Raw genomic sequence first — 20,009 nt, 5'->3', positions numbered from 1 at the left:
TTCTAGTAATTTTCTGAAAAAACGAATGTTTATTGAAATAATAGTGGTTTAGTTCCTTTTTAAGCAAAAAAGATGTATAATATAACAAAATACTAAAGAGGAGTGTTCGTTATATGAAGAAGAAATTTTTCATCTTACCTGTTCTATCGACAGTGCTTTTGGCACCTGCTTTTTTGGCTCATCAAGTCTCTGCAGAAGAGGCTCAGGCTAGTCCAGAGCCAGCAACGAGTGAGTTGACCAATCAGCCAGCTGCTGAGGAAGCATCTGCAGCGCAATCAACTGCTCCAGCAGCTTCAGCAGATGAAAAGCCAGCAGATAGTCAGAATGCAGCTGCTCCGGCTGGTCCAGCTGCGACAGAAGCCGCTGCAGCTGCAGCACCAGCCCAGTCAGAAAATCTGCCAGAGGCTACGATTCTTCATACCAATGATGTGCATGGTCGCATCGTAGAGGAAAAAGGCGTTATCGGTGATGCCAAGCTAGCTACTGTTATCAAGGAAGAGCGCGCTAAAAATCCTAAAGTGCTTGTTGTGGATGCGGGTGATGCCTTCCAGGGGCTGCCAATTTCCAATAGCTCAAAAGGGGAAGAACGTGCGAAAATCCTCAATGAAATTGGCTACGATGCTATGGCAGTCGGTAATCATGAGTTTGACTTTGGTCTAGATGAGGCGAAAAAATACAAGGAAATTCTTAAATTCCCACTCCTCAGTTCTAACACCTATGCCAACAATGCTCGAGTTTTCCAAGCCTCAACCATTGTGGACAAGGATCCAGCGGTTGAGGGTGATGAGTTTGTGGTAATCGGTGTAACAACACCAGAAACTGCTACAAAAACTCACCCTAAAAACATCCAAGGTGTGACCTTCACTGATCCAATCACAGAAGTTAATCGCGTTATTGACGAAATCGAAGCACGCGCAGCGGCAGAAGGAAAGAACTACAAAAACTACGTTGTTTTAGCTCACTTGGGTGTTGACACGACCACGCCGACTGAGTGGCGCGGTTCAACCTTGGCTGAAGCTCTTTCGAAAAATCCTAAGCTCAAAGGTAAGCGCGTAACTGTTATTGACGGCCACTCCCACACAGTAGAGTCTACCACTTATGGCGATAATGTCACCTACAACCAGACCGGTAGCTACCTTCACAATATCGGTAAAGTGACTTTCAAGGCCGATCAACTTCTGGGAAATCCTCAGCAAATCCCTGCTGAAACAGCTAAAAAAGTTACTCCAGACCCAGTTGTAGCAGATATGGTCAGCAAGATTAAAGCTAGGTACGACGCAGATAATGCAAAGGTTATCGTTGCAAACAGTCCTGTAGAGCTTAATGGTGACCGTGAAAATGTCCGCGTTCGGGAAACCAATCTGGGTAATGTTGTAGCCGATGCTCTCTACGATTATGGTCAAACTGGCTTTGCCAATAAAACAGACTTGGCTGTTACTAATGGCGGCGGCCTGCGTGAAACTATTGCCAAAGACAAGCCAATCACCAAGGGAAATGTTATCGCCGTATTGCCTTTTGGGAACACTATTTCTCAAATCAAGGTAACTGGTCAAAATATCGCAGATATGTTTGCCAAATCTCTGGGCTCTATTCTTCAGGAAAAAGATGGCAAGCCTGTGCTGGATGAGAACGGACAACCCTTGCTGGAACCAAGCGGTGGTTACCTGCAAATCTCTGGAGCTAAAGTTTACTACGACACCACTCTGCCAGCTAATCAGCGTGTTCTCCACATCGAGATTAAGAACAAAGAAACGGGTGTTTACGAGCCTCTTGATCCAAATAAGACCTACTATCTGACGACCAATGACTTCTTGGCTGCTGGTGGTGACGGTTATACCATGCTGGGTGGCCCTCGTGAGGAAGGACCATCTATGGATGTGGCCTTTGCAGACTATCTGGCAAAAGCTGATTTGACAGCCTATGCGGTTATCAATCCAAACTCACGCGCTATCTCTATTTCATCCACTAAGGATACAGACGGCGATGGCTACACAGATATTGAGGAAATCAAGCAAGGAACAGATCCGGCTAATGCAGCTTCCTACCCAGCTGGTGCTAAAGCAGCTGATCCTGCAAAACAGTCAGCTCCACTGGTCAACACGCCAAATCAAACCAAGCAAGTAGCAGTTCATGTTGCCAAGACCTTCACTAAGGATCCTGCGGCTAAAGAACTGCCACAGACAGGCAGCGAATCAACAGTTGCCCTGAGCCTAGTTGGTATTGTTTTAGGATTCTTTGGATTGGCAGGAATCAAGAAAAGTCACAAAGAAGACTAGTTAGAAGACACAATAAAACGGAAGTTGTTCACTTCCGTTTTATTTCTTAGCCTCAGGATTTTGATGGGTGATATTCAAGCCCCAAGGGATTAAGTTTTCTTTTTTCTGTTTGATACGTTGGATATTGTCCTTGTGTCGGAGGATAATAATCAAAGCCAGTGCAATGATAATCAGAGTGAAGAAGAGGTCATAGGCGGGCAGGATAAAGCCAACTAGAGGAAAGAGCAGCGCTGACAGGATAGCGATGACTGCTGAGAGCACACTTGCCAGAGAAATCATACTTCCCAGATAAAGGATGCTGGCAAAGATGACAATCAGATAGACAAAGAAGGCTGGTGAGAAGCCCAGAACAACCCCTGCACTGGTTGCCACTGCCTTACCACCCTTAAAGCCAGCAAAGATAGGAAAAGTATGGCCAATCACAGCCAAGAGGCCAAAGACAAGCGGCGAAACTCCCTCAATATGCAAAAAGAAAGGCAGCAGGGTCGCTGCAGTTCCTTTGAGAAAGTCGATAGCAAAAGTAGCCGTCCCCGCTGTCTTTCCCAAAATTCGGAAAGTATTGGTCGTTCCGGTATTGCCACTGCCGTATTCTCTCAGGTTCTTTTTAAAGAAAATTTGCCCAATCCAAAGCCCAGTCGGAATAGAGCCCAGTAAATATGCTAGTATTAATCCAATTATCGTGTTCATCATGATTTTATTATACCATTATTTCGCTTTCTTACAATAGAAAAGGATAGAATTTATAGCAGGAAATGTCTACTCGGATATTGGATTGTTCTTCGTGTAAAATCCGCTCTCATCAGCATTATTTTCAAAAAAATCTTTGCAATATTTGCCAAAAACTTGTAAGATAGAAAAGATGAATCATTAGGAGGTTCTTGTGGCAAAAAAGGAAATCAATATTAACAATTACAATGACGATGCCATTCAGGTATTAGAAGGGTTGGATGCGGTCCGCAAACGTCCGGGGATGTATATCGGATCGACTGACGGAGCTGGACTCCACCATTTGGTCTGGGAGATTGTGGACAATGCTGTCGATGAAGCCCTGTCAGGCTTTGGTGACCGAATCGATGTGACGATAAACAAAGACGGCAGTCTGACGGTCGCAGACCACGGACGTGGGATGCCAGTCGGCAAGCACGCTATGGGCATTCCCACGGTTGAGGTCATCTTCACCGTTCTCCACGCAGGCGGTAAGTTCGGCCAAGGTGGCTATAAGACCTCGGGCGGTCTCCACGGTGTAGGTTCCTCTGTTGTCAATGCCCTGTCTAGCTGGCTGGAAGTGGAAATCACGCGGGATGGGACTGTTTACAAGCAGCGCTTTGAAAATGGCGGAAAACCAGTCACTACGCTCAAGAAAATCGGCACTGCACCTAAGTCCAAGTCTGGAACCAAAGTGACCTTCATGCCGGACGATACGATTTTTTCAACGACGGACTTCAAGTACAACACCATTGCGGAGCGGCTGAAGGAATCAGCCTTCCTGCTCAAGAATGTCCGCCTGTCGCTAACCGATGCTCGCACAGGCGAAGAAGTAGAGTTCCACTATGAGAATGGTGTTGAAGACTTTGTCAGCTATCTCAATGAAGACAAGGAAACCCTGACTCCTGTCCTCTATTTCGAGGGCGAGGAGAGTGGTTTCCAAGTCCAGGTAGCTCTCCAGTACAACGACGGCTACGCCGATAATATCCTGTCCTTTGTCAATAACGTCCGCACCAAGGACGGCGGTACCCATGAGACGGGGCTCAAGACCGCTATTACTAAGGCTATGAACGACTATGCCAGAAAGACCGGCCTGCTCAAGGAAAAGGACAAGAATCTGGAAGGCTCGGACTACCGCGAAGGTTTGGCAGCTGTTCTGTCCATCCTGGTCCCTGAGGCGCACCTGCAGTTTGAAGGCCAGACCAAGGACAAGCTGGGCAGTCCTTTGGCTCGTCCGGCCGTGGACTCCATCGTCTCTGACAAGCTGACCTTCTTCCTCTTGGAAAATGGCGAGCTGGCTTCCAATCTCATCCGCAAGGCTATCAAGGCCAGAGATGCCAGAGAAGCGGCCCGCAAGGCGCGTGACGAAAGCCGGAACGGCAAGAAGAATAAGAAAGACAAGGGCTTGCTCTCTGGTAAGCTGACTCCGGCCCAGTCCAAGAATCCAGCCAAGAACGAACTCTATCTGGTTGAGGGAGACTCTGCCGGTGGCTCTGCTAAGCAAGGTCGTGACCGTAAGTTCCAAGCCATCCTGCCTCTACGCGGTAAGGTTATCAATACTGCCAAGGCTAAGATGTCCGATATTCTCAAAAACGAAGAAATCAACACCATGATCTACACGATTGGAGCGGGTGTTGGGACAGACTTTACCCTTGAGGATGCCAACTACGACAAGATCATCATCATGACTGATGCGGACACCGACGGTGCCCATATCCAGACCTTGCTGCTGACCTTTTTCTATCGCTATATGCGCCCGCTGGTCGAGGCTGGCCGCGTCTATATTGCCCTGCCGCCTCTCTACAAGATGTCCAAGGGCAAGGGCAAGAGCGAAGTTGTTGAGTATGCCTGGACCGATGGCGAGCTGGATGACCTGCGCCGCAAGTTTGGTAAGGGAGCCATGCTTCAGCGCTACAAGGGTCTCGGCGAAATGAACGCCGACCAGCTCTGGGAGACGACCATGAATCCTGACACCCGCACCCTCATCCGTGTCACCATCGAAGACCTGGCCCGCGCCGAACGCCGCGTCAATGTCCTCATGGGTGACAAGGTCGAACCGCGCCGTAAGTGGATTGAGGATAATGTCAAGTTTACGCTTGAGGAGAGTGGAGTGTTTTGATAAGAAGTATAAAATTAATAAAAAAGAAAATTAACACCTTGTATGCTAAGTACAAAACAAAAAAACTAGAAGACCTTTTAATACTAGATGATAATCAAGACAATCCTCCATTAAATGGAAACAAATATCTGATTATATCTCTTGTTTTATTATTTGTAGGTACCTTCTTACTTGACCTGTACAGGTGTTCAAGATGGAATATACCATATGCTGTGGCTTTTATTTTGGCAATTATCTTATTTGGATTTCTAGGAACTATGATTGTATTAATTCGGATAGAAACATCTAAGCCTGGTTTTACTACAATATCATCTATAATATCTATTTCGACATTAATTTATAGTACTGATTGGAAGAACTCTCCAGAGTGGACTTTCATTGTTTTGATTTTAATGATTGGAATATTGCTTTGGGAATGTTGTTATGCTCATGATGTAAAAATTAATCATCAGAAAGCTCAGAAAATTTTCCAAGTTCAGTTACTTTTAGATGAGCCGGTCTACAAAGAACTAAAGAAATGTTATTATCATGGCGGCGAAAAGTATAAAGAAAAGTTGCTGAGCACAGAGAAATTTTTAATAGAAATTTTACAAAACGAGTTACAGTTCTTAAAAATTTTAGACTCTTATGAAAATTATCTTTTATACAAAACGTTTTATTCAAAAACATTAGTTATTTCGTCAAAAAACAATAACCCTCCACGTCTCAGAAAATCTAGCAAACTCGCTAGCAGAAGAATGAAATCATAAGATTTTCTGTCAAGCTCACCAGTTCTAAAGTGAGGTCGTCAGATTTTCTGACAGAGTGTTTTAGAGCAAATTCTGTTTGGCAGAAAATCTGGCGAGTATTTTTTGAGCAAAAGACGAACGTTTGTTTTTCTGGCAAGCAGTTTTAAAGCAAAAAACTTTTTCAGAAAATCAGAAAAGGTAAAAAGGGAATTAAAGTTAAAATAAAAAATTTAGGAGATTATAAAAATGAAAAAAATTTATGGAATTACTAGTGTAGATGTTCAGACTTTGGAAAACAACGAATTTTTCCAGCTCATGTCCGAGAGTCGGAGCGAGGTTACGGCATTTATCAAGGAAAATAAGGTGGATGGCATTTACACGACCAAGCTGGATGAGATGGACAAACTCCTGGAACAGCTGCAGAGCGGGCTTCATCAGACCAAGTCCAGCAAGCTGGTGGCTAGTCTGGATCAGGCTGACCGCGAGCGCGATGATGCCTTGGGCACACTCCAGTCTTTGGTTCGGGCCTTTGCAAGGGTCAAGGATGCAGCGACCAAGGAAGCTTACGAGACCCTGTCTCAGCTCCTGAAAAACTACACCGGCCTAGCTGCAACTAGCTTGGAAAAGGAGACCGAGGGCATCAACCACCTACTCCAGGAGCTGAAAAAACCAGCCTACCAGACAGCGCTGGCTAAGCTTCATCTGGAAGCCCATGTCGACAGTCTGGCTGCCGCTCAGAAGGCCTTTGAAAAGGTCTACAAGGAGCGATTGACTGAGCTCAAGGGTAAGACACCGAGCCAGAATAAGAACGTCCGCCTCAAGCTGCAAGAAATCTATGATTTTCTAGTGGATTTCACTGCAATCATTGCCTACGCTTATCCTGAAAGAACTCACGTGGTCAATCTCCGCGACCACCTCAACACTATCCGCACTCGCTACAAAAAACGCAAACCTGCTAAGAAGGTGAAAGAAGAAGCGACGGAGAGCAACTAGAATATAACTAAATTTGAGTTGAAAAATTGTTAGTGGTCGCATCGGATTTGAAAGGATTAGAAAATGATAATCAGACCTGCAAGCACAAAAGATTTTCAAGCTATTTATTCCCTTTATCAAAATGAAAAATGGATGTCTTTTACAGAGGAAAAAGTGACATCACTATTTTCAACAAATCTGTCCCATTATGTGGTAGTTGAAGAGAACCAGAAAATCCTTGGTTTTGCCCGCTACTTGACAGATGAAGTCATGACGACCTTTTTAGCTGAGATTATCATTGATAAAGCCTATCGCGGAAAAGGATTGGGACGGAGATTAATCGCTGAAATTCATCAAAAACATCCTTTGACTCGCATTGAATTAATATCAGAAGCGGATGGATTTTATCAGACAGTAGGTTTTAAACCTGTGGGAACAGGGCTTAGAAAATCTATCTAAATGAAAGGAGCTGTATTTATGACGCTTGACAATAAACTGGGTCTGACGGATTCGCTTGAACTAGCCAAAATGGAAGAAAAAATCAGTAAGACCCGAGCTAAAGAGCTTTTTGAAAAGCAGCTTCTGGACGATAAAGCAGCTGGCACCTATGCTACTCTGGCCTTTATTCATGGGTTCTTGTTTGAAGAAATCTATGACTTCGCTGGCCAGATTCGGACAGTCAATCTCTCCAAAGGGAATTTTCGATTTGCTCCTGTCATGTATCTGGCAGCTTCCTTGGAAAATATCGACCGTATGCCTCAGCAGACCTTTGATCAGATTGCCGAAAAGTATGTGGAGCTAAATATTGCCCACCCTTTCCGTGAGGGGAATGGTAGAAGCATGAGGCTTTGGCTGGACCACCTACTCAAGGCTGAGCTGGGGCAAGTTGTGAACTGGTCTCAAGTGGACAAGGAAGATTACCTCCTAGCCATGGAGCGCAGCCCCATTCGAGACACAGAAATCAAGCATGTCCTCAAGCAAGCCCTCACCAAGGATGTTGATAACCGTGACCTCTACATGAAAGGTGTAGACCATAGTTACTCCTATGAAGGCTATAGCCTATATAAAGCTGAGGAGTTGTGAGGTAAGATAGTTTGCAGAGGAGTGATTGGATGACTATTCTTGAAACAGACAGTCTCATCTTACGAGACTTGCAGGAATCAGATTTGCCGGCTTTGATTGCTATGAATCAGGATCCGGAGGTCATGCAGTATTTTCCAAAGCCATATAGTCAAGCGGAGTCCTTGCGGCTTTATCAGGGCATTCAAGATGAAGTTAAGGCTTATGGATACAGTCTTTGGGCTGTTGAAGAAAAGACCAGCCAGAAGTTCATCGGCTTGGTAGGTCTGCACCATTCGGATTTACGGATTTTTGCTGGAAAAGAAGCAGTAGAAATCGGCTGGCGTCTGCGAAAAGAGTTTTGGAATCGTGGTTATGCGACGGAGGCTGCCCAAGCCTGTCTAGACTACGCTTTCAAGCAAGCTGGCTTGTCAGAAGTTTACTCTTTTACATCCTTGCTCAATCTCCCTTCGCAAAAAGTCATGCAAAAGCTAGGCATGGAATTTGTCAAAGAATTTGATAACGAAAAAGTTCCAGCAGACAGTCCGCTTTATAGACATGTCCTCTACAGAATCAAGAGTTTCTCCTAAAAAGGCAGGTATTCCCATGAGAACTGAACCCGAAATGCTAGATTTAATTTTGCAAACCGCAAAAGTGCTACAAGTTGATGCAGTCGCCATGTCCGGCTCGCGGACAAACCCAAAGGCTCCCAAGGACGAGTTCCAAGACTATGATGTGGTCTATATTGTGGAGGATTTTGATGGTCTGGTGGCTGACCTTGCTTGGTTGGACCAGTTTGGCAAGCGCATGATCGAGCAGCATGTCCTACTAGACCATCGCCGCCTCTATCTCATGCTTTTTGAAGATGGTAATCGGATAGATTTGACCCTTTGCCCAAAGGAACACATCAAAGAGTGGATAGATAGCGAAGCAGATTTCACGGTGCTGGATGACCCACAGGGGCTGTTTGCTCCTTATGCACCGACACCCAAGCGCTATTGGACGGCACCAGCTAGTGCGACTGACTTTGATAAATCCTGCAATGAATTCTGGTGGGTATCAGCTTATGTAGTCAAGGGAATTCATCGAAACCACCTTGTCTATGCGACGGATCATCTGTATGGAATCTGCCAACAAGAATTGCTCAAGCTTTTAGCTTGGCAAGTAGCAGCAGATAAGGGGACGGTTGATGTTGGCAAGAACTACAAGTACCTCTTTCAGCATTTGCCTGCTGAGAAAGAGAAAGAATTTACAGCCTTGCTTGACTTTTCTGACCAGAAAAGCCTCACCAAGTCTCTCTTAGCTACCATGGACTTTTTCCACAAAGAAGCACAAGCCTTCTCTCTCAAAACCGGCTTTCACTATGACAAAGCAACTGCAGAGAAGATACTTGAGTATGCTAAAGAGAGGCTTAGCTTCTAGTTATTATTAAAAAGAAAAATATAAAGAGAATTATTATGTCCAATATTCAAAACATGTCCCTTGAGGACATCATGGGAGAGCGCTTTGGTCGCTACTCCAAATATATTATTCAAGAGCGGGCCTTGCCGGACATTCGCGATGGCTTGAAGCCTGTTCAGCGTCGTATTCTTTATTCGATGAACAAGGACGGCAACACCTTTGACAAGGGCTACCGCAAGTCTGCCAAGTCAGTCGGGAACATCATGGGGAATTTCCACCCCCACGGCGACAGCTCCATCTACGATGCCATGGTCCGTATGTCTCAGGACTGGAAAAACCGCGAGATTCTCGTTGAGATGCACGGGAACAATGGCTCAATGGACGGTGATCCACCGGCGGCTATGCGTTATACTGAGGCACGGCTGTCTGAGATGGCTGGCTATCTTTTGCAGGATATCGAGAAAGATACCGTTCCTTTTGCTTGGAACTTCGACGATACTGAGAAGGAGCCGACCGTTCTGCCGGCAGCCTTTCCTAATCTCTTGGTCAATGGAGCAACTGGGATTTCCGCTGGTTATGCGACTGATATTCCACCTCATAATCTTGCCGAAGTCATTGACGCGGTCATCTATATGATTGACCATCCATCTGCCAAGGTGGACAAACTCATGGAGTTTCTGCCAGGTCCAGACTTCCCAACAGGAGCTATTGTCCAAGGCCGTGATGAGATCAAGAAAGCCTACGAGACTGGTAAAGGTCGCGTCGTAGTTCGCTCCAGAACTGAGATTGAAAAGCTGAAGGGCGGAAAAGAGCAAATCGTCATCACCGAGATTCCTTACGAGATTAATAAGGCGGTCTTGGTCAAAAAGATTGACGATGTGCGGGTCAATAATAAGGTGGCCGGCATTGCTGAGGTACGGGACGAATCCGACCGGGACGGTCTTCGCATTGCTATCGAGCTAAAGAAAGACGCAAATACTGAGCTGATTCTTAACTACCTCTTCAAGTACACTGATTTACAAGTTAATTACAACTTCAACATGGTGGCTATTGACAATTTCACGCCACGTTTGGTGGGGATTGTGCCAATCTTAACCAGTTATATTGCCCACCGCAAGGAGATTATTCTGGCTCGCAGCCGCTTTGACAAGGCTAAGGCTGAGAAACGGCTCCATATCGTGGAAGGACTGATTCGGGTTATTTCCATCTTGGACGAGGTGATTGCCCTGATTCGTGCTTCCGAAAACAAAGCAGATGCCAAGGAAAATCTTAAAGTTAGCTATGATTTCACCGAGGAGCAGGCTGAGGCTATCGTCACTCTCCAACTCTACCGTTTGACCAATACAGACGTAGTGGTTCTGGAAGAGGAGGAAGCAGAGCTGCGCGAGAAGATTGCCATGCTGGCAGCCATTATCGGCGATGAGCGCACCATGTATAATCTTATGAAGCGAGAGCTCCGCGATGTCAAGAAGAAGTTTGGCAATCCGCGTCTCAGCGAGCTGCAGGATACAGCAAACACCATTGAAATTGATACAGCTAGTCTGATTGTTGAGGAAGAGACCTATGTCAGCGTGACACGTTCTGGCTATATCAAGCGAACCAGTCCGCGTTCTTTCTCGGCTTCGACCCTAGAGGAGATGGGCAAGCGTGACGATGACAGACTGATTTTCGTTAGCTCGGCCAAGACGACTCAGCATTTATTGATTTTCACTAGCCTGGGAAATGTCATTTACCGGCCTGTTCATGAGCTGTCAGACATCCGCTGGAAAGAAATCGGAGAACACCTCAGCCAGACCATCAGCAACTTTGATACCAATGAAGAAGTGATCTACACGGAATTGCTGGACAGTTTTGAGGAGGGAACCTACTTTGCAGCGACCAAGTTAGGTCAAATCAAGCGTGTAGAGCGCAAGGAATTTAGTCCTTGGCGGACCTACAAGTCTAAGTCGCTCAAGTTTGCTAAACTAAAAAATGAAGACGACCAGGTCATTGCTCTGGCGCCGATTAAGCTGGATGATGTTATGCTCGTGACCAAGAATGGCTATGCTCTCCGCTTCAATATCGAGGAAGTACCAGTCATCGGAGCTAAGGCAGCTGGGGTTAAAGCCATCAATCTCAAGAAAGACGATGTCCTAGCGGCAGCCTTTATCGCCAATACAGACTCACTTTACCTCTTGACTCAGCGTGGTTCGCTCAAGCGTATGGCAGTCGCAGATATTCCTGTTACCAGTCGGGCAAATCGCGGTCTTCAAGTTCTGAGAGAGCTTAAGACCAAGCCGCATCGTGTCTTTGCAGCCGGACCAGTCTTTGGTGAAGCAGTGGACTTTGACCTCTTCACTACTGAAGCAGAAGCCAGTGAAAAGCAGATTTTGCAGGTGCTTTCCAATAAAGGAACTGCCTATGAAATTAATCTTGCTGATCTCAGCTTGTCTGAGCGCACTAGCAATGGAAGCTTCATTTCTGATACCATTTCAGATGAAGAAGTCTTCTCAGCTTACATCAAGTAGTCATCAAACCAGCTCACACGAGCTGGTTTTTTCCAATTTCTATGAGTTTGATAGCGGAACAAAAGACTGAATAACAAAATTTTCTGAAAATTGAAAATAATACTTGAAAATATCTCAAAAAGGTGTAAAATAGGGAGTATCTAAAAATGAAGTTTGGAAGAAGAGGAAAAAGACCATGACTGTAAATCTTGACTGGGAAAATCTAGGATTCTCATATATGAAACTGCCTTATCGCTACATAGCATACTATCGCAATGGCCAGTGGGAAGAAGGAACGTTAACGGAGGACGCTACGCTCCATATCTCTGAGTCGTCTCCCAGCCTTCACTACGGACAGCAAGCTTTTGAAGGTCTGAAGGCTTATCGAACTAAGGATGGCAGTATTCATCTTTTCCGTCCGGATAAAAATGCGGAGCGTTTACAGCGGACAGCTGATCGCTTGCTCATGCCGCAAGTTCCTACAGAAATGTTTGTGGATGCAGTTAAGCAGGTTGTCCAAGCTAATGAAGAATATGTGCCACCTTATGGAACGGGCGGAACTCTTTATATTCGTCCGCTCTTGATTGGAGTCGGCGATATTATCGGCGTGAAACCAGCCGAAGAATACATTTTCACTATCTTTGTAATGCCGGTTGGCAATTACTTCAAAGGCGGTCTGACTCCGACTAACTTCATTGTGTCAGATGACTATGATCGCGCTGCACCGCACGGAACAGGTGCAGCAAAAGTGGGAGGCAATTATGCTGCTAGCTTATTACCAGGAAAGATTGCTAAGGATAAGCATTTTTCAGATGTGATTTATCTGGATCCGGCAACCCATACCAAGATTGAAGAAGTGGGTTCTGCCAATTTCTTTGGTATCACCAAGGATAATGAGTTTGTAACACCGCTCAGTCCGTCTATCTTGCCATCCATCACCAAGTATTCTTTGCTTTATCTGGCAGAGCATAGACTAGGGCTCAAACCGATTGAAGGAGACGTTCCTCTGGCAGACTTGGGTAAATTTACTGAAGCTGGCGCTTGTGGAACAGCTGCAGTCATCTCTCCTATCGGTGGTATCCAGCATGGAGATGATTTCCATGTCTTTTATAGCGAGACTGAAGTCGGTCCAGTCACTCGCAAGTTGTATGACGAATTGACTGGTATCCAATTCGGCGATGTTGAAGCACCAGAAGGTTGGATTGTTAAAGTATAATCTAAAAACTGTCCTTGATTGGGCAGTTTTTTTCTGCAATTCTAGCCTAAGATAGCTTGCGAAGTCAGCCTTTTTCGTGTACAATAGAAATTTGAAAGAGGTAAGTTATGAGTAAAAAAGATAAAAAAATTGAAATTCAAATCACAGATAGCAAAGTGAAAGTCGGAGCAGACCAATTTGACGGTTACAGTCTTGCTATTGGCAAGAAGGTTATTGGAGAGATTGCCGAATTAGATGGCCAGTTTGCAATTATCAAAAATGGAAATGCTGAAAGTTTTTATAAAAAACTTGAAAGAGCCGTGGAAACTTTGATTGAAACCTATAATTTAAGCAAATAGGGCTTGCATTTTCATTGTATCAATGTTATAATAGATAGCGTTGATTGTCGGAGAGATAGCGAAGAGGCTAAACGCGGCGGACTGTAAATCCGCTCCTTCGGGTTCGGGGGTTCGAATCCCTCTCTCTCCATTCTTTATATTAATGGGGTATAGCCAAGCGGTAAGGCAAGGGACTTTGACTCCCTCATGCGTTGGTTCGAATCCAGCTACCCCAGTTCTTAGGTAATAGATCTGATAAAATAATAAAATGTCTTTAGGTGTTTTATTTCTTTATAGGATGGAAATCGTTAACGATAGATCAATGTCATTTGCGGGTGCTTAGGAAAATAAATAAGTAGTATGTCAAGCGAAAGCTTGATTGTTGGAGGATTTTTTTAGATGAATGAATTTGAAGATTTGCTAAACAGTGTTAGCCAAGTTGAGCCAGGTGACGTCGTTACTGCTGAAGTATTGACTGTTGACGCTAACCAAGCTAATGTTGCAATCGCTGGAACTGGTGTTGAAGGTGTTTTAACTCTTCGTGAGTTGACAAACGACCGCGACGCTGATATCAACGACCTTGTAAAACCAGGTGAAACACTTGAATTGCTTGTTCTTCGTCAAGTAGTAGGTAAAGATACAGACACCGTAACTTACCTGGTATCTAAAAAACGTTTGGAAGCTCGCAAAGCTTGGGACAAATTGGTTGGTCGTGAAGAAGAAGTTGTCACTGTTAAGGGCACTCGTGCTGTTAAAGGTGGACTTTCAGTTGAGTTTGAAGGACTTCGTGGATTTATCCCTGCTTCAATGCTTGATACTCGTTTCGTTCGCAACACTGAGCGTTTTGTAGGTCAAGAGTTTGATGCTAAGATCAAAGAAGTAGATCCAAAAGAAAACCGCTTCATCCTTTCACGTCGTGAAGTTGTAGAAGCTGAAGCTGCAGCAGCGCGTGCTGAAGTCTTTGGTAAGTTGAATGTTGGCGATGTTGTAACTGGTAAGGTTGCTCGCATCACTAGCTTCGGTGCTTTCATCGACCTTGGCGGAGTTGACGGATTGGTTCACTTGACTGAATTGTCACATGAACGCAACGTATCACCTAAGTCTGTTGTATCAGTTGGTGATGAAATTGAAGTGAAAGTTCTTGACTTGAACGAAGAAGAAGGACGCGTATCCCTCTCTCTTAAAGCAACAACACCTGGACCATGGGATGGCGTTGAGCAAAAACTTGCTGAAGGTGATGTGATTGAAGGAACTGTAAAACGTTTGACTGATTTCGGTGCTTTCGTTGAAGTATTGCCAGGTATCGATGGATTGGTTCATATCTCACAAATTTCACACAAACGTGTTGAAAGCCCTAAAGATGCCCTTAAAGTTGGTCAAGAAGTAACTGTTAAGGTTCTTGAAGTGAATGCTGCTGATGAGCGTGTATCACTTTCTATCAAGGCTCTTGAAGAGCGTCCAGCTCAAGAAGAAGGACAAAAAGATGAGAAACGTCAATCTCGTCCTCGTCGTCCGAAACGTCAAGAAAAACGTGACTTTGAACTTCCAGAAACTCAAACTGGATTCTCAATGGCTGATTTGTTTGGCGATATTGAATTGTAATTAGGTAAAAGAAGTTGAGAAATCTTAACTTCTTTTTCTGATTTTCACTTGTATTTTCAGAGAAAATCAGTTATAATGAATTAGTTACCACCCTTAGTGTAATGGATATCACGTAAGATTCCGGTTCTTGAGATGGGAGTTCGATTCTCTCAGGGTGGATGACTTAAAATTGGACTCTTCGGAGTCTTTTTTGCTCTTTCTTGGAGGAATATGCAATGACAGTAAAATTAATCGCTCATACCTTAATCGAGAAAGAGGGGAAGTATTTGCTTATCAAACGGTCTAAGATAAAGCGAGGCCTTCCTAATGTCTATCCATCTTATTGGGATATTCCAGGCGGAAGTGTAGAAGAGAATGAACTGCCTAGAGAGGCAGCTCTACGTGAGGCTATGGAGGAGGTTAATCAAAAAATTCGGATTGATAAGATTATCCATGAAGATAGTCAGTTTGATGCTAGCAAAGATAGTGTTTTCACACGCTTAGTTTATGCGGGTAGAATTTTGGAAGAGCGTGATATTATATTAGATCCAGAAGAGCACACAGACTTTGTCTGGATTTCTTCTTTGAAAGACATAGAGAGCGAGCTCATCGTACCTTATTTGATTGATATTTTTGCTGTTAAATCCATATAAAACAACTAAAAAACATCCCCTTTTATTAGGAGATGTTTTTTTATAATTAGTTTTTAGATGCTTCTTGGAATTCTGGATTCTTCCATGCTTCATCAATAATTGCTTGTAATTCTTTAGCAGATGCTTGCATTTTTTGTGTTTCAGCATCGTTCAATGGGATGTTTACTGGACGTACGATACCGTGAGCACCAACGATAGCAGGCTGACCAATGAAGACATTTTCAACGCCATACTGGCCTTCTTGGAAGACTGACAAAGGCAATACAGCATTTTCATCGTCAAGGATAGCTTTTGTGATACGAGCCAAAGCAACTGCGATACCGTAGTAAGTTGCGCCTTTTTTGTTGATGATTGAGTATGCTGCGTCACGAACGGAGATAAAAAGATCAACCAAGTCTTGTTCATTCAAGTCACGGTTAGCTTGCAACCATTGCTCCAATTTGACACCTGCAACGTTAGCATGTGACCAAACCGCAAACTCAGAGTCACCATGCTCACCCATGATGTAGGCATGGACAGAACGAGCATCGATGCCAATCTTTTCAGCAAGAGCTTGGCGGAAGCGAGCTGAGTCAAGTGAAGTACCTGAACCGATAACGCGCTCTTTAGGGAAACCAGAGAATTTCCATGTAGAGTATGTCAAAACATCCACTGGGTTAGCAGCAACGAGGAAGATACCGTTAAAGCCTGATTCTACGACTTGAGTAACGATAGATTTGTTGATAGCCAAGTTTTTGCCAACAAGGTCAAGACGAGTTTCACCTGGTTTTTGAGGTGCACCTGCAGTGATAACAACGAGGTCAGCATCCGCACAGTCTGCATAAGTAGCTGCATAGATTTTTTTAGGTGAAGTGAAAGCAAGGGCGTGGCTAAGGTCTTCAGCATCACCGACAGCCTTTTCAAATAATTGAGGAATTTCAATGATACCAAGTTCTTGAGCAATACCTTGGTTTACAAGAGCAAATGCGTAAGATGAACCTACAGCACCGTCACCAACAAGGATGACTTTTTTATGTTGTTTAGTAGCAGTCATTTCTAAACATCTCCTTATTTTTTTAGGGAATATTTCCCGTACACATTCATTCTACCACTTTTGACATATTTTGTCACGGTCAACTTGTATATCTAGTGATGTAAACGTTTTTACAAACGGTTCAAAATACTGAAAAATTAAAGAAAATGTGGTATAATAAAGGGTAGTTTAATATGAAAGAAAGGCATTTTTTAATGCAAGACAGAAACTTAGTAAATGTTAATCTGACTAGTGAAATGAAGACTAGTTTCATTGATTACGCGATGAGCGTTATCGTGGCTCGGGCACTTCCAGATGTTCGTGATGGTCTAAAGCCAGTTCACCGTCGGATTCTCTATGGTATGAATGAGCTGGGCGTGACACCTGAGAAGCCTCACAAGAAATCAGCTCGTATCACAGGGGATGTCATGGGTAAGTATCACCCGCACGGAGACTCCTCTATTTATGAAGCGATGGTGCGGATGGCTCAATGGTGGAGCTATCGCTATATGCTTGTAGATGGCCATGGAAACTTCGGTTCTATGGACGGAGACGGGGCTGCTGCTCAACGTTATACAGAAGCACGTATGAGCAAGATTGCTCTTGAGATGCTTCGCGATATTAATAAAAACACTGTTGATTATATTGACAACTATGATGCCAGCGAGAGAGAGCCTGTAGTTCTTCCTGCTCGCTTCCCTAACTTGCTTGTAAACGGTGCGACAGGGATTGCAGTTGGGATGGCGACAAATATCCCACCGCATAATCTTGGTGAGTCTATTGATGCGGTTAAGCTTGTCATGGACAATCCGGAAGCAACCACTCGCGATATCATGGAAGTCCTGCCTGGACCAGATTTTCCGACAGGAGCACTGGTTATGGGCAAGTCCGGTATTCACCGGGCTTATGAAACAGGGAAGGGTTCGATTGTTCTTCGTTCTCGCACTGAAATCGAAGAGATGAAAAATGGCCGTGAGCGAATTGTCGTAACTGAGTTTCCATACATGGTTAATAAGACTAAGGTTCATGAGCACATCGTTCGTCTTGTGCAGGAAAAACGCATTGACGGTATCACAGCTGTTCGTGATGAGTCCAATCGTGAAGGGGTCCGTTTTGTCATTGAGGTTCGCCGTGATGCCTCTGCTCATGTCATTCTAAATAACCTTTTCAAGCTGACTCAGATGCAGACCAATTTCAGCTTCAATATGCTGGCTATTCAAAATGGCGTGCCGAAGATTCTATCTCTACGTGAGATTTTGTTGGCCTACATTGAGCACCAAAAAGAAGTAGTGATTCGACGGACGGCTTTCGATAAAGAAAAGGCGGAAGCTCGAGCGCACATCTTGGCTGGTTTGCTGATTGCGCTGGATCACATTGATGAAGTGATTCGCATTATCCGTAATAGCGAGACGGACGCAGAAGCCCAGGCTGAATTGATGGCTAAGTTTGAACTGTCTGAGCGCCAGAGTCAGGCTATCCTTGATATGCGTCTGCGTCGTCTGACTGGTTTAGAACGTGATAAGATTCAGTCAGAGTACGACGAGCTGATTGCTTTGATTGCGGATTTGGCTGATATTTTGGCTAAGCCAGAGCGCGTTATCGCTATTATCAAGGAAGAGTTAGATGAGGTCAAGCGTAAATTTGCGGATGACCGCCGTACTGAGCTGATGGTGGGAGAAGTTCTTTCTCTTGAAGATGAAGATTTGATTGAGGAAGCGGATGTTTTGATTACCCTGTCCAATAAAGGCTATATCAAGCGTCTGAATCAGGCTGAATTTACCGCTCAGAAACGCGGAGGCCGTGGTGTTCAAGGGACTGGTGTCAAAGATGATGACTTCGTCAAAGAGCTGGTTTCAACGAGTACCCACGATAGACTGCTCTTCTTTACCAATAAAGGCCGAGTCTATCGTCTCAAAGGATATGAAATTCCTGAGTACGGTCGGACAGCCAAGGGCTTGCCAGTAGTCAATCTCTTGAAACTGGATGAAGGAGAGACTATTCAGACCATTATTAATGTCCAGCAAGACCGCAGTGATGATTCTTATCTCTTCTTTACTACTCGTCATGGAGTTGTCAAACGGACCAGTGTGACAGAATTTGCTAATATTCGTCAGAACGGTCTTAAGGCTTTGAATTTGAAGGATGAAGACGAGTTAATCAATGTTTTTCTGACGGACGGTGCTGCAGACGTTATCATTGGTACTAAGTTTGGTTATTCTGTCCGCTTCAATGAGACAGCTGTCCGGAGCATGAGCCGTATAGCGACTGGTGTTCGCGGAGTCAATCTTCGAGAGGGTGACCAGGTCGTTGGAGCCGGTGTGATTGCTGAGGGAGACGAAGTGCTTGTCATCACTGAAAAAGGCTATGGTAAGCGTACTCTTGCCAGCGAGTATCCAACCAAGGGCCGTGGTGGTAAAGGGATTAAAACAGCCAATATCACTGATAAGAACGGACCTCTTGCTGGTCTGATGACAGTTACTGGCGAGGAAGATTTGATGATTATCACTAATACAGGTGTCATCATTCGGACAAGTGTGGCGAATATTTCTCAGACTGGCCGCTCAACCATGGGAGTTAAGGTCATGCGTCTGGACCAAAATGCACAGATTGTCACCTTTACAAGCGTCGAATCAGATGATAAAGAAGATGTAGCAGAGGAAGAAAACGAATCGTAAAAGAGGACCTCTATATGGTACAAGGAAAAAGAAGTCGAAAAAGAAAACAAAAAAGCAAAAGAAATATTTTTATCAATATTGTTGCGTCATTATTAATTATTGTGGCTCTTGGCTTAATCTTTAATGCGCAAATTCGAAACATGATTATGGTTTGGCATACCAACCAATATCAGGTCAGCAAGGTTTCCAAAGACTCTATTAATAAAAATAAAAATGCTGAGACTAGCTTTGATTTTAATAAGGTAGAGTCGCTTTCTACAGAAGCAGTTATCAATGCTCAGTGGAAAGCTCAGCAACTGCCTGTTATCGGAGGCATCTCTATTCCAGAAGTATCCATGAATTTGCCAATCTTCAAAGGACTGGATAATGCTGGATTGTATTATGGTGCTGGTACGATGAAAGAGACCCAGCAGATGGGGCAGGGGAATTATGCCTTGGCTAGCCACCATGTCTTTGGCATCACAGGGGCTAGCAACATGCTCTTTTCCCCACTGGATCGTGCTAAGGCTGGCATGAAGATCTATATCACTGATAAAGAGCATGTCTATACTTATGTAATCACTAGTGTTGAAACGGTAACTCCAGATCGAACGGATTTGATTGAGGATACCGAAGGCGTTACAGAGATTACTTTGGTTACTTGTGAGGATGCTGCGGCAACCAATCGAACGATTGTCAAGGGAACCTTAGAAGGCTCTGTCGAGTATGACAAGGCTCCTAAGGAAGTTCTTGAATCTTTCAGTAAGTCCTATAATCAAATGCAGATTTAAAGGCGAAAACTAAAAAAATTCACTCCAAAGGTTAGGAAG

Annotated in this window: 16 protein-coding genes, 3 tRNA genes and 1 pseudogene; 18 read left to right on the top strand and 2 right to left on the bottom strand. The window is 44.4% G+C overall.

What is annotated here, in order from left to right; genetic code table 11:
- Window positions 1–113 precede the first annotated feature (113 nt).
- A complete protein-coding gene (gene nt5e, locus K1J09_RS00660) occupies window positions 114–2,276 on the top strand; it encodes a cell surface ecto-5'-nucleotidase Nt5e (protein ID WP_223322660.1) in 2,163 nt (720 codons plus the stop codon).
- A gap of 39 nt (window positions 2,277–2,315) precedes the next feature.
- Here the strand turns inward: nt5e and plsY are convergent, their stop codons facing one another.
- A complete protein-coding gene (gene plsY / locus K1J09_RS00655) occupies window positions 2,316–2,966 on the bottom strand; it encodes a glycerol-3-phosphate 1-O-acyltransferase PlsY (protein WP_125331019.1) in 651 nt (216 codons plus the stop codon).
- A gap of 190 nt (window positions 2,967–3,156) precedes the next feature.
- Here plsY and parE point away from each other — a divergent pair, with 190 nt between their 5' ends.
- The 15 genes and pseudogenes from parE to K1J09_RS00580 all read left to right on the top strand — a co-directional run bounded on the left by parE (window position 3,157) and on the right by K1J09_RS00580 (window position 15,513).
- A complete protein-coding gene (gene parE, locus K1J09_RS00650) occupies window positions 3,157–5,100 on the top strand; it encodes a DNA topoisomerase IV subunit B (RefSeq protein WP_223322661.1) in 1,944 nt (647 codons plus the stop codon).
- The gene (locus K1J09_RS00645; RefSeq protein ID WP_223322663.1) at window positions 5,097–5,849 is read left to right on the top strand and encodes a hypothetical protein; all 753 of its coding nucleotides are present in this window, start codon (window positions 5,097–5,099) and stop codon (window positions 5,847–5,849) included. Before parE ends, K1J09_RS00645 begins: the two co-directional genes overlap by 4 nt.
- 225 nt (window positions 5,850–6,074) lie before the next feature.
- Complete coding sequence (locus K1J09_RS00640; protein ID WP_223322665.1) at window positions 6,075–6,821, top strand: DUF6261 family protein; 747 nt, start codon at window positions 6,075–6,077, stop codon at window positions 6,819–6,821.
- A gap of 63 nt (window positions 6,822–6,884) precedes the next feature.
- Window positions 6,885–7,259, top strand: coding sequence for a GNAT family N-acetyltransferase (locus tag K1J09_RS00635; RefSeq protein ID WP_223322667.1), 375 nt, complete (start codon window positions 6,885–6,887; stop codon window positions 7,257–7,259).
- A gap of 18 nt (window positions 7,260–7,277) precedes the next feature.
- Window positions 7,278–7,883, top strand: coding sequence for a protein adenylyltransferase Fic (gene fic, locus K1J09_RS00630; RefSeq protein WP_223322669.1), 606 nt, complete (start codon window positions 7,278–7,280; stop codon window positions 7,881–7,883).
- A 29-nt stretch (window positions 7,884–7,912) separates the two neighbouring features.
- On the top strand, window positions 7,913–8,449 hold the full coding sequence (locus K1J09_RS00625; RefSeq protein WP_223322671.1) for a GNAT family N-acetyltransferase: 537 nt from the start codon (window positions 7,913–7,915) through the stop codon (window positions 8,447–8,449).
- Window positions 8,450–8,465: 16 nt separating this feature from the next.
- A complete protein-coding gene (locus K1J09_RS00620) occupies window positions 8,466–9,281 on the top strand; it encodes an aminoglycoside 6-adenylyltransferase (protein ID WP_223322673.1) in 816 nt (271 codons plus the stop codon).
- A 35-nt stretch (window positions 9,282–9,316) separates the two neighbouring features.
- A complete protein-coding gene (gene parC / locus K1J09_RS00615) occupies window positions 9,317–11,767 on the top strand; it encodes a DNA topoisomerase IV subunit A (protein WP_223322675.1) in 2,451 nt (816 codons plus the stop codon).
- Window positions 11,768–11,936: 169 nt separating this feature from the next.
- Window positions 11,937–12,962, top strand: a pseudogene (locus K1J09_RS00610) (branched-chain amino acid aminotransferase); the annotation flags it as partial.
- Between the two features lie 107 nt (window positions 12,963–13,069).
- Entirely contained in the window at window positions 13,070–13,300 is a 231-nt protein-coding gene (locus tag K1J09_RS00605; RefSeq protein ID WP_002895433.1) for a DUF2969 domain-containing protein, read from the top strand.
- Window positions 13,301–13,349: 49 nt separating this feature from the next.
- A tRNA-Tyr gene (locus K1J09_RS00600) sits at window positions 13,350–13,430 on the top strand.
- 13 nt (window positions 13,431–13,443) lie between these two features.
- A tRNA-Gln gene (locus K1J09_RS00595) sits at window positions 13,444–13,515 on the top strand.
- Window positions 13,516–13,678: 163 nt separating this feature from the next.
- Window positions 13,679–14,881: a 30S ribosomal protein S1 gene (gene rpsA / locus K1J09_RS00590; protein ID WP_223322677.1), complete on the top strand. Its 1,203-nt coding sequence runs from the start codon at window positions 13,679–13,681 to the stop codon at window positions 14,879–14,881.
- 87 nt (window positions 14,882–14,968) lie between these two features.
- Window positions 14,969–15,040, top strand: a tRNA-Arg gene (locus K1J09_RS00585).
- Window positions 15,041–15,096: 56 nt separating this feature from the next.
- The gene (locus K1J09_RS00580) at window positions 15,097–15,513 is read left to right on the top strand and encodes an NUDIX hydrolase (RefSeq protein WP_223322678.1); all 417 of its coding nucleotides are present in this window, start codon (window positions 15,097–15,099) and stop codon (window positions 15,511–15,513) included.
- Between the two features lie 46 nt (window positions 15,514–15,559).
- On the opposite strand, the gene K1J09_RS00575 is transcribed toward K1J09_RS00580, so the two are convergent.
- Window positions 15,560–16,546: an L-lactate dehydrogenase gene (locus K1J09_RS00575; protein WP_002895436.1), complete on the bottom strand. Its 987-nt coding sequence runs from the start codon at window positions 16,544–16,546 to the stop codon at window positions 15,560–15,562.
- A 194-nt stretch (window positions 16,547–16,740) separates the two neighbouring features.
- On the opposite strand from K1J09_RS00575, the gene gyrA reads away from it, so the two are divergent.
- Window positions 16,741–19,200, top strand: coding sequence for a DNA gyrase subunit A (gene gyrA / locus K1J09_RS00570; RefSeq protein ID WP_221762801.1), 2,460 nt, complete (start codon window positions 16,741–16,743; stop codon window positions 19,198–19,200).
- A 14-nt stretch (window positions 19,201–19,214) separates the two neighbouring features.
- Entirely contained in the window at window positions 19,215–19,970 is a 756-nt protein-coding gene (locus tag K1J09_RS00565; protein ID WP_004186825.1) for a class A sortase, read from the top strand.
- The last annotated feature ends 39 nt before the right edge of the window (window positions 19,971–20,009 follow it).

This window comes from Streptococcus sanguinis (assembly GCF_019928825.1).
Taxonomy (GTDB): domain Bacteria; phylum Bacillota; class Bacilli; order Lactobacillales; family Streptococcaceae; genus Streptococcus; species Streptococcus sanguinis_L.
Note: the sequence above shows the minus strand (reverse complement) of the source record. Positions and strands in the feature narration are given on the sequence as shown.

Coding starts and splice junctions, on each gene's coding strand:
- K1J09_RS00620 (WP_223322673.1), top strand. CDS start 8,466: ATGAGAACTGAACCCGAAATGCTAGATTTAATTTTGCAAACCGCAAAA.
- K1J09_RS00625 (WP_223322671.1), top strand. CDS start 7,913: ATGACTATTCTTGAAACAGACAGTCTCATCTTACGAGACTTGCAGGAA.
- rpsA (WP_223322677.1), top strand. CDS start 13,679: ATGAATGAATTTGAAGATTTGCTAAACAGTGTTAGCCAAGTTGAGCCA.
- K1J09_RS00635 (WP_223322667.1), top strand. CDS start 6,885: ATGATAATCAGACCTGCAAGCACAAAAGATTTTCAAGCTATTTATTCC.
- plsY (WP_125331019.1), bottom strand. CDS start 2,966: ATGATGAACACGATAATTGGATTAATACTAGCATATTTACTGGGCTCT.
- nt5e (WP_223322660.1), top strand. CDS start 114: ATGAAGAAGAAATTTTTCATCTTACCTGTTCTATCGACAGTGCTTTTG.
- K1J09_RS00575 (WP_002895436.1), bottom strand. CDS start 16,546: ATGACTGCTACTAAACAACATAAAAAAGTCATCCTTGTTGGTGACGGT.
- fic (WP_223322669.1), top strand. CDS start 7,278: ATGACGCTTGACAATAAACTGGGTCTGACGGATTCGCTTGAACTAGCC.
- K1J09_RS00605 (WP_002895433.1), top strand. CDS start 13,070: ATGAGTAAAAAAGATAAAAAAATTGAAATTCAAATCACAGATAGCAAA.
- K1J09_RS00640 (WP_223322665.1), top strand. CDS start 6,075: ATGAAAAAAATTTATGGAATTACTAGTGTAGATGTTCAGACTTTGGAA.
- parC (WP_223322675.1), top strand. CDS start 9,317: ATGTCCAATATTCAAAACATGTCCCTTGAGGACATCATGGGAGAGCGC.
- K1J09_RS00565 (WP_004186825.1), top strand. CDS start 19,215: ATGGTACAAGGAAAAAGAAGTCGAAAAAGAAAACAAAAAAGCAAAAGA.
- gyrA (WP_221762801.1), top strand. CDS start 16,741: ATGCAAGACAGAAACTTAGTAAATGTTAATCTGACTAGTGAAATGAAG.
- K1J09_RS00580 (WP_223322678.1), top strand. CDS start 15,097: ATGACAGTAAAATTAATCGCTCATACCTTAATCGAGAAAGAGGGGAAG.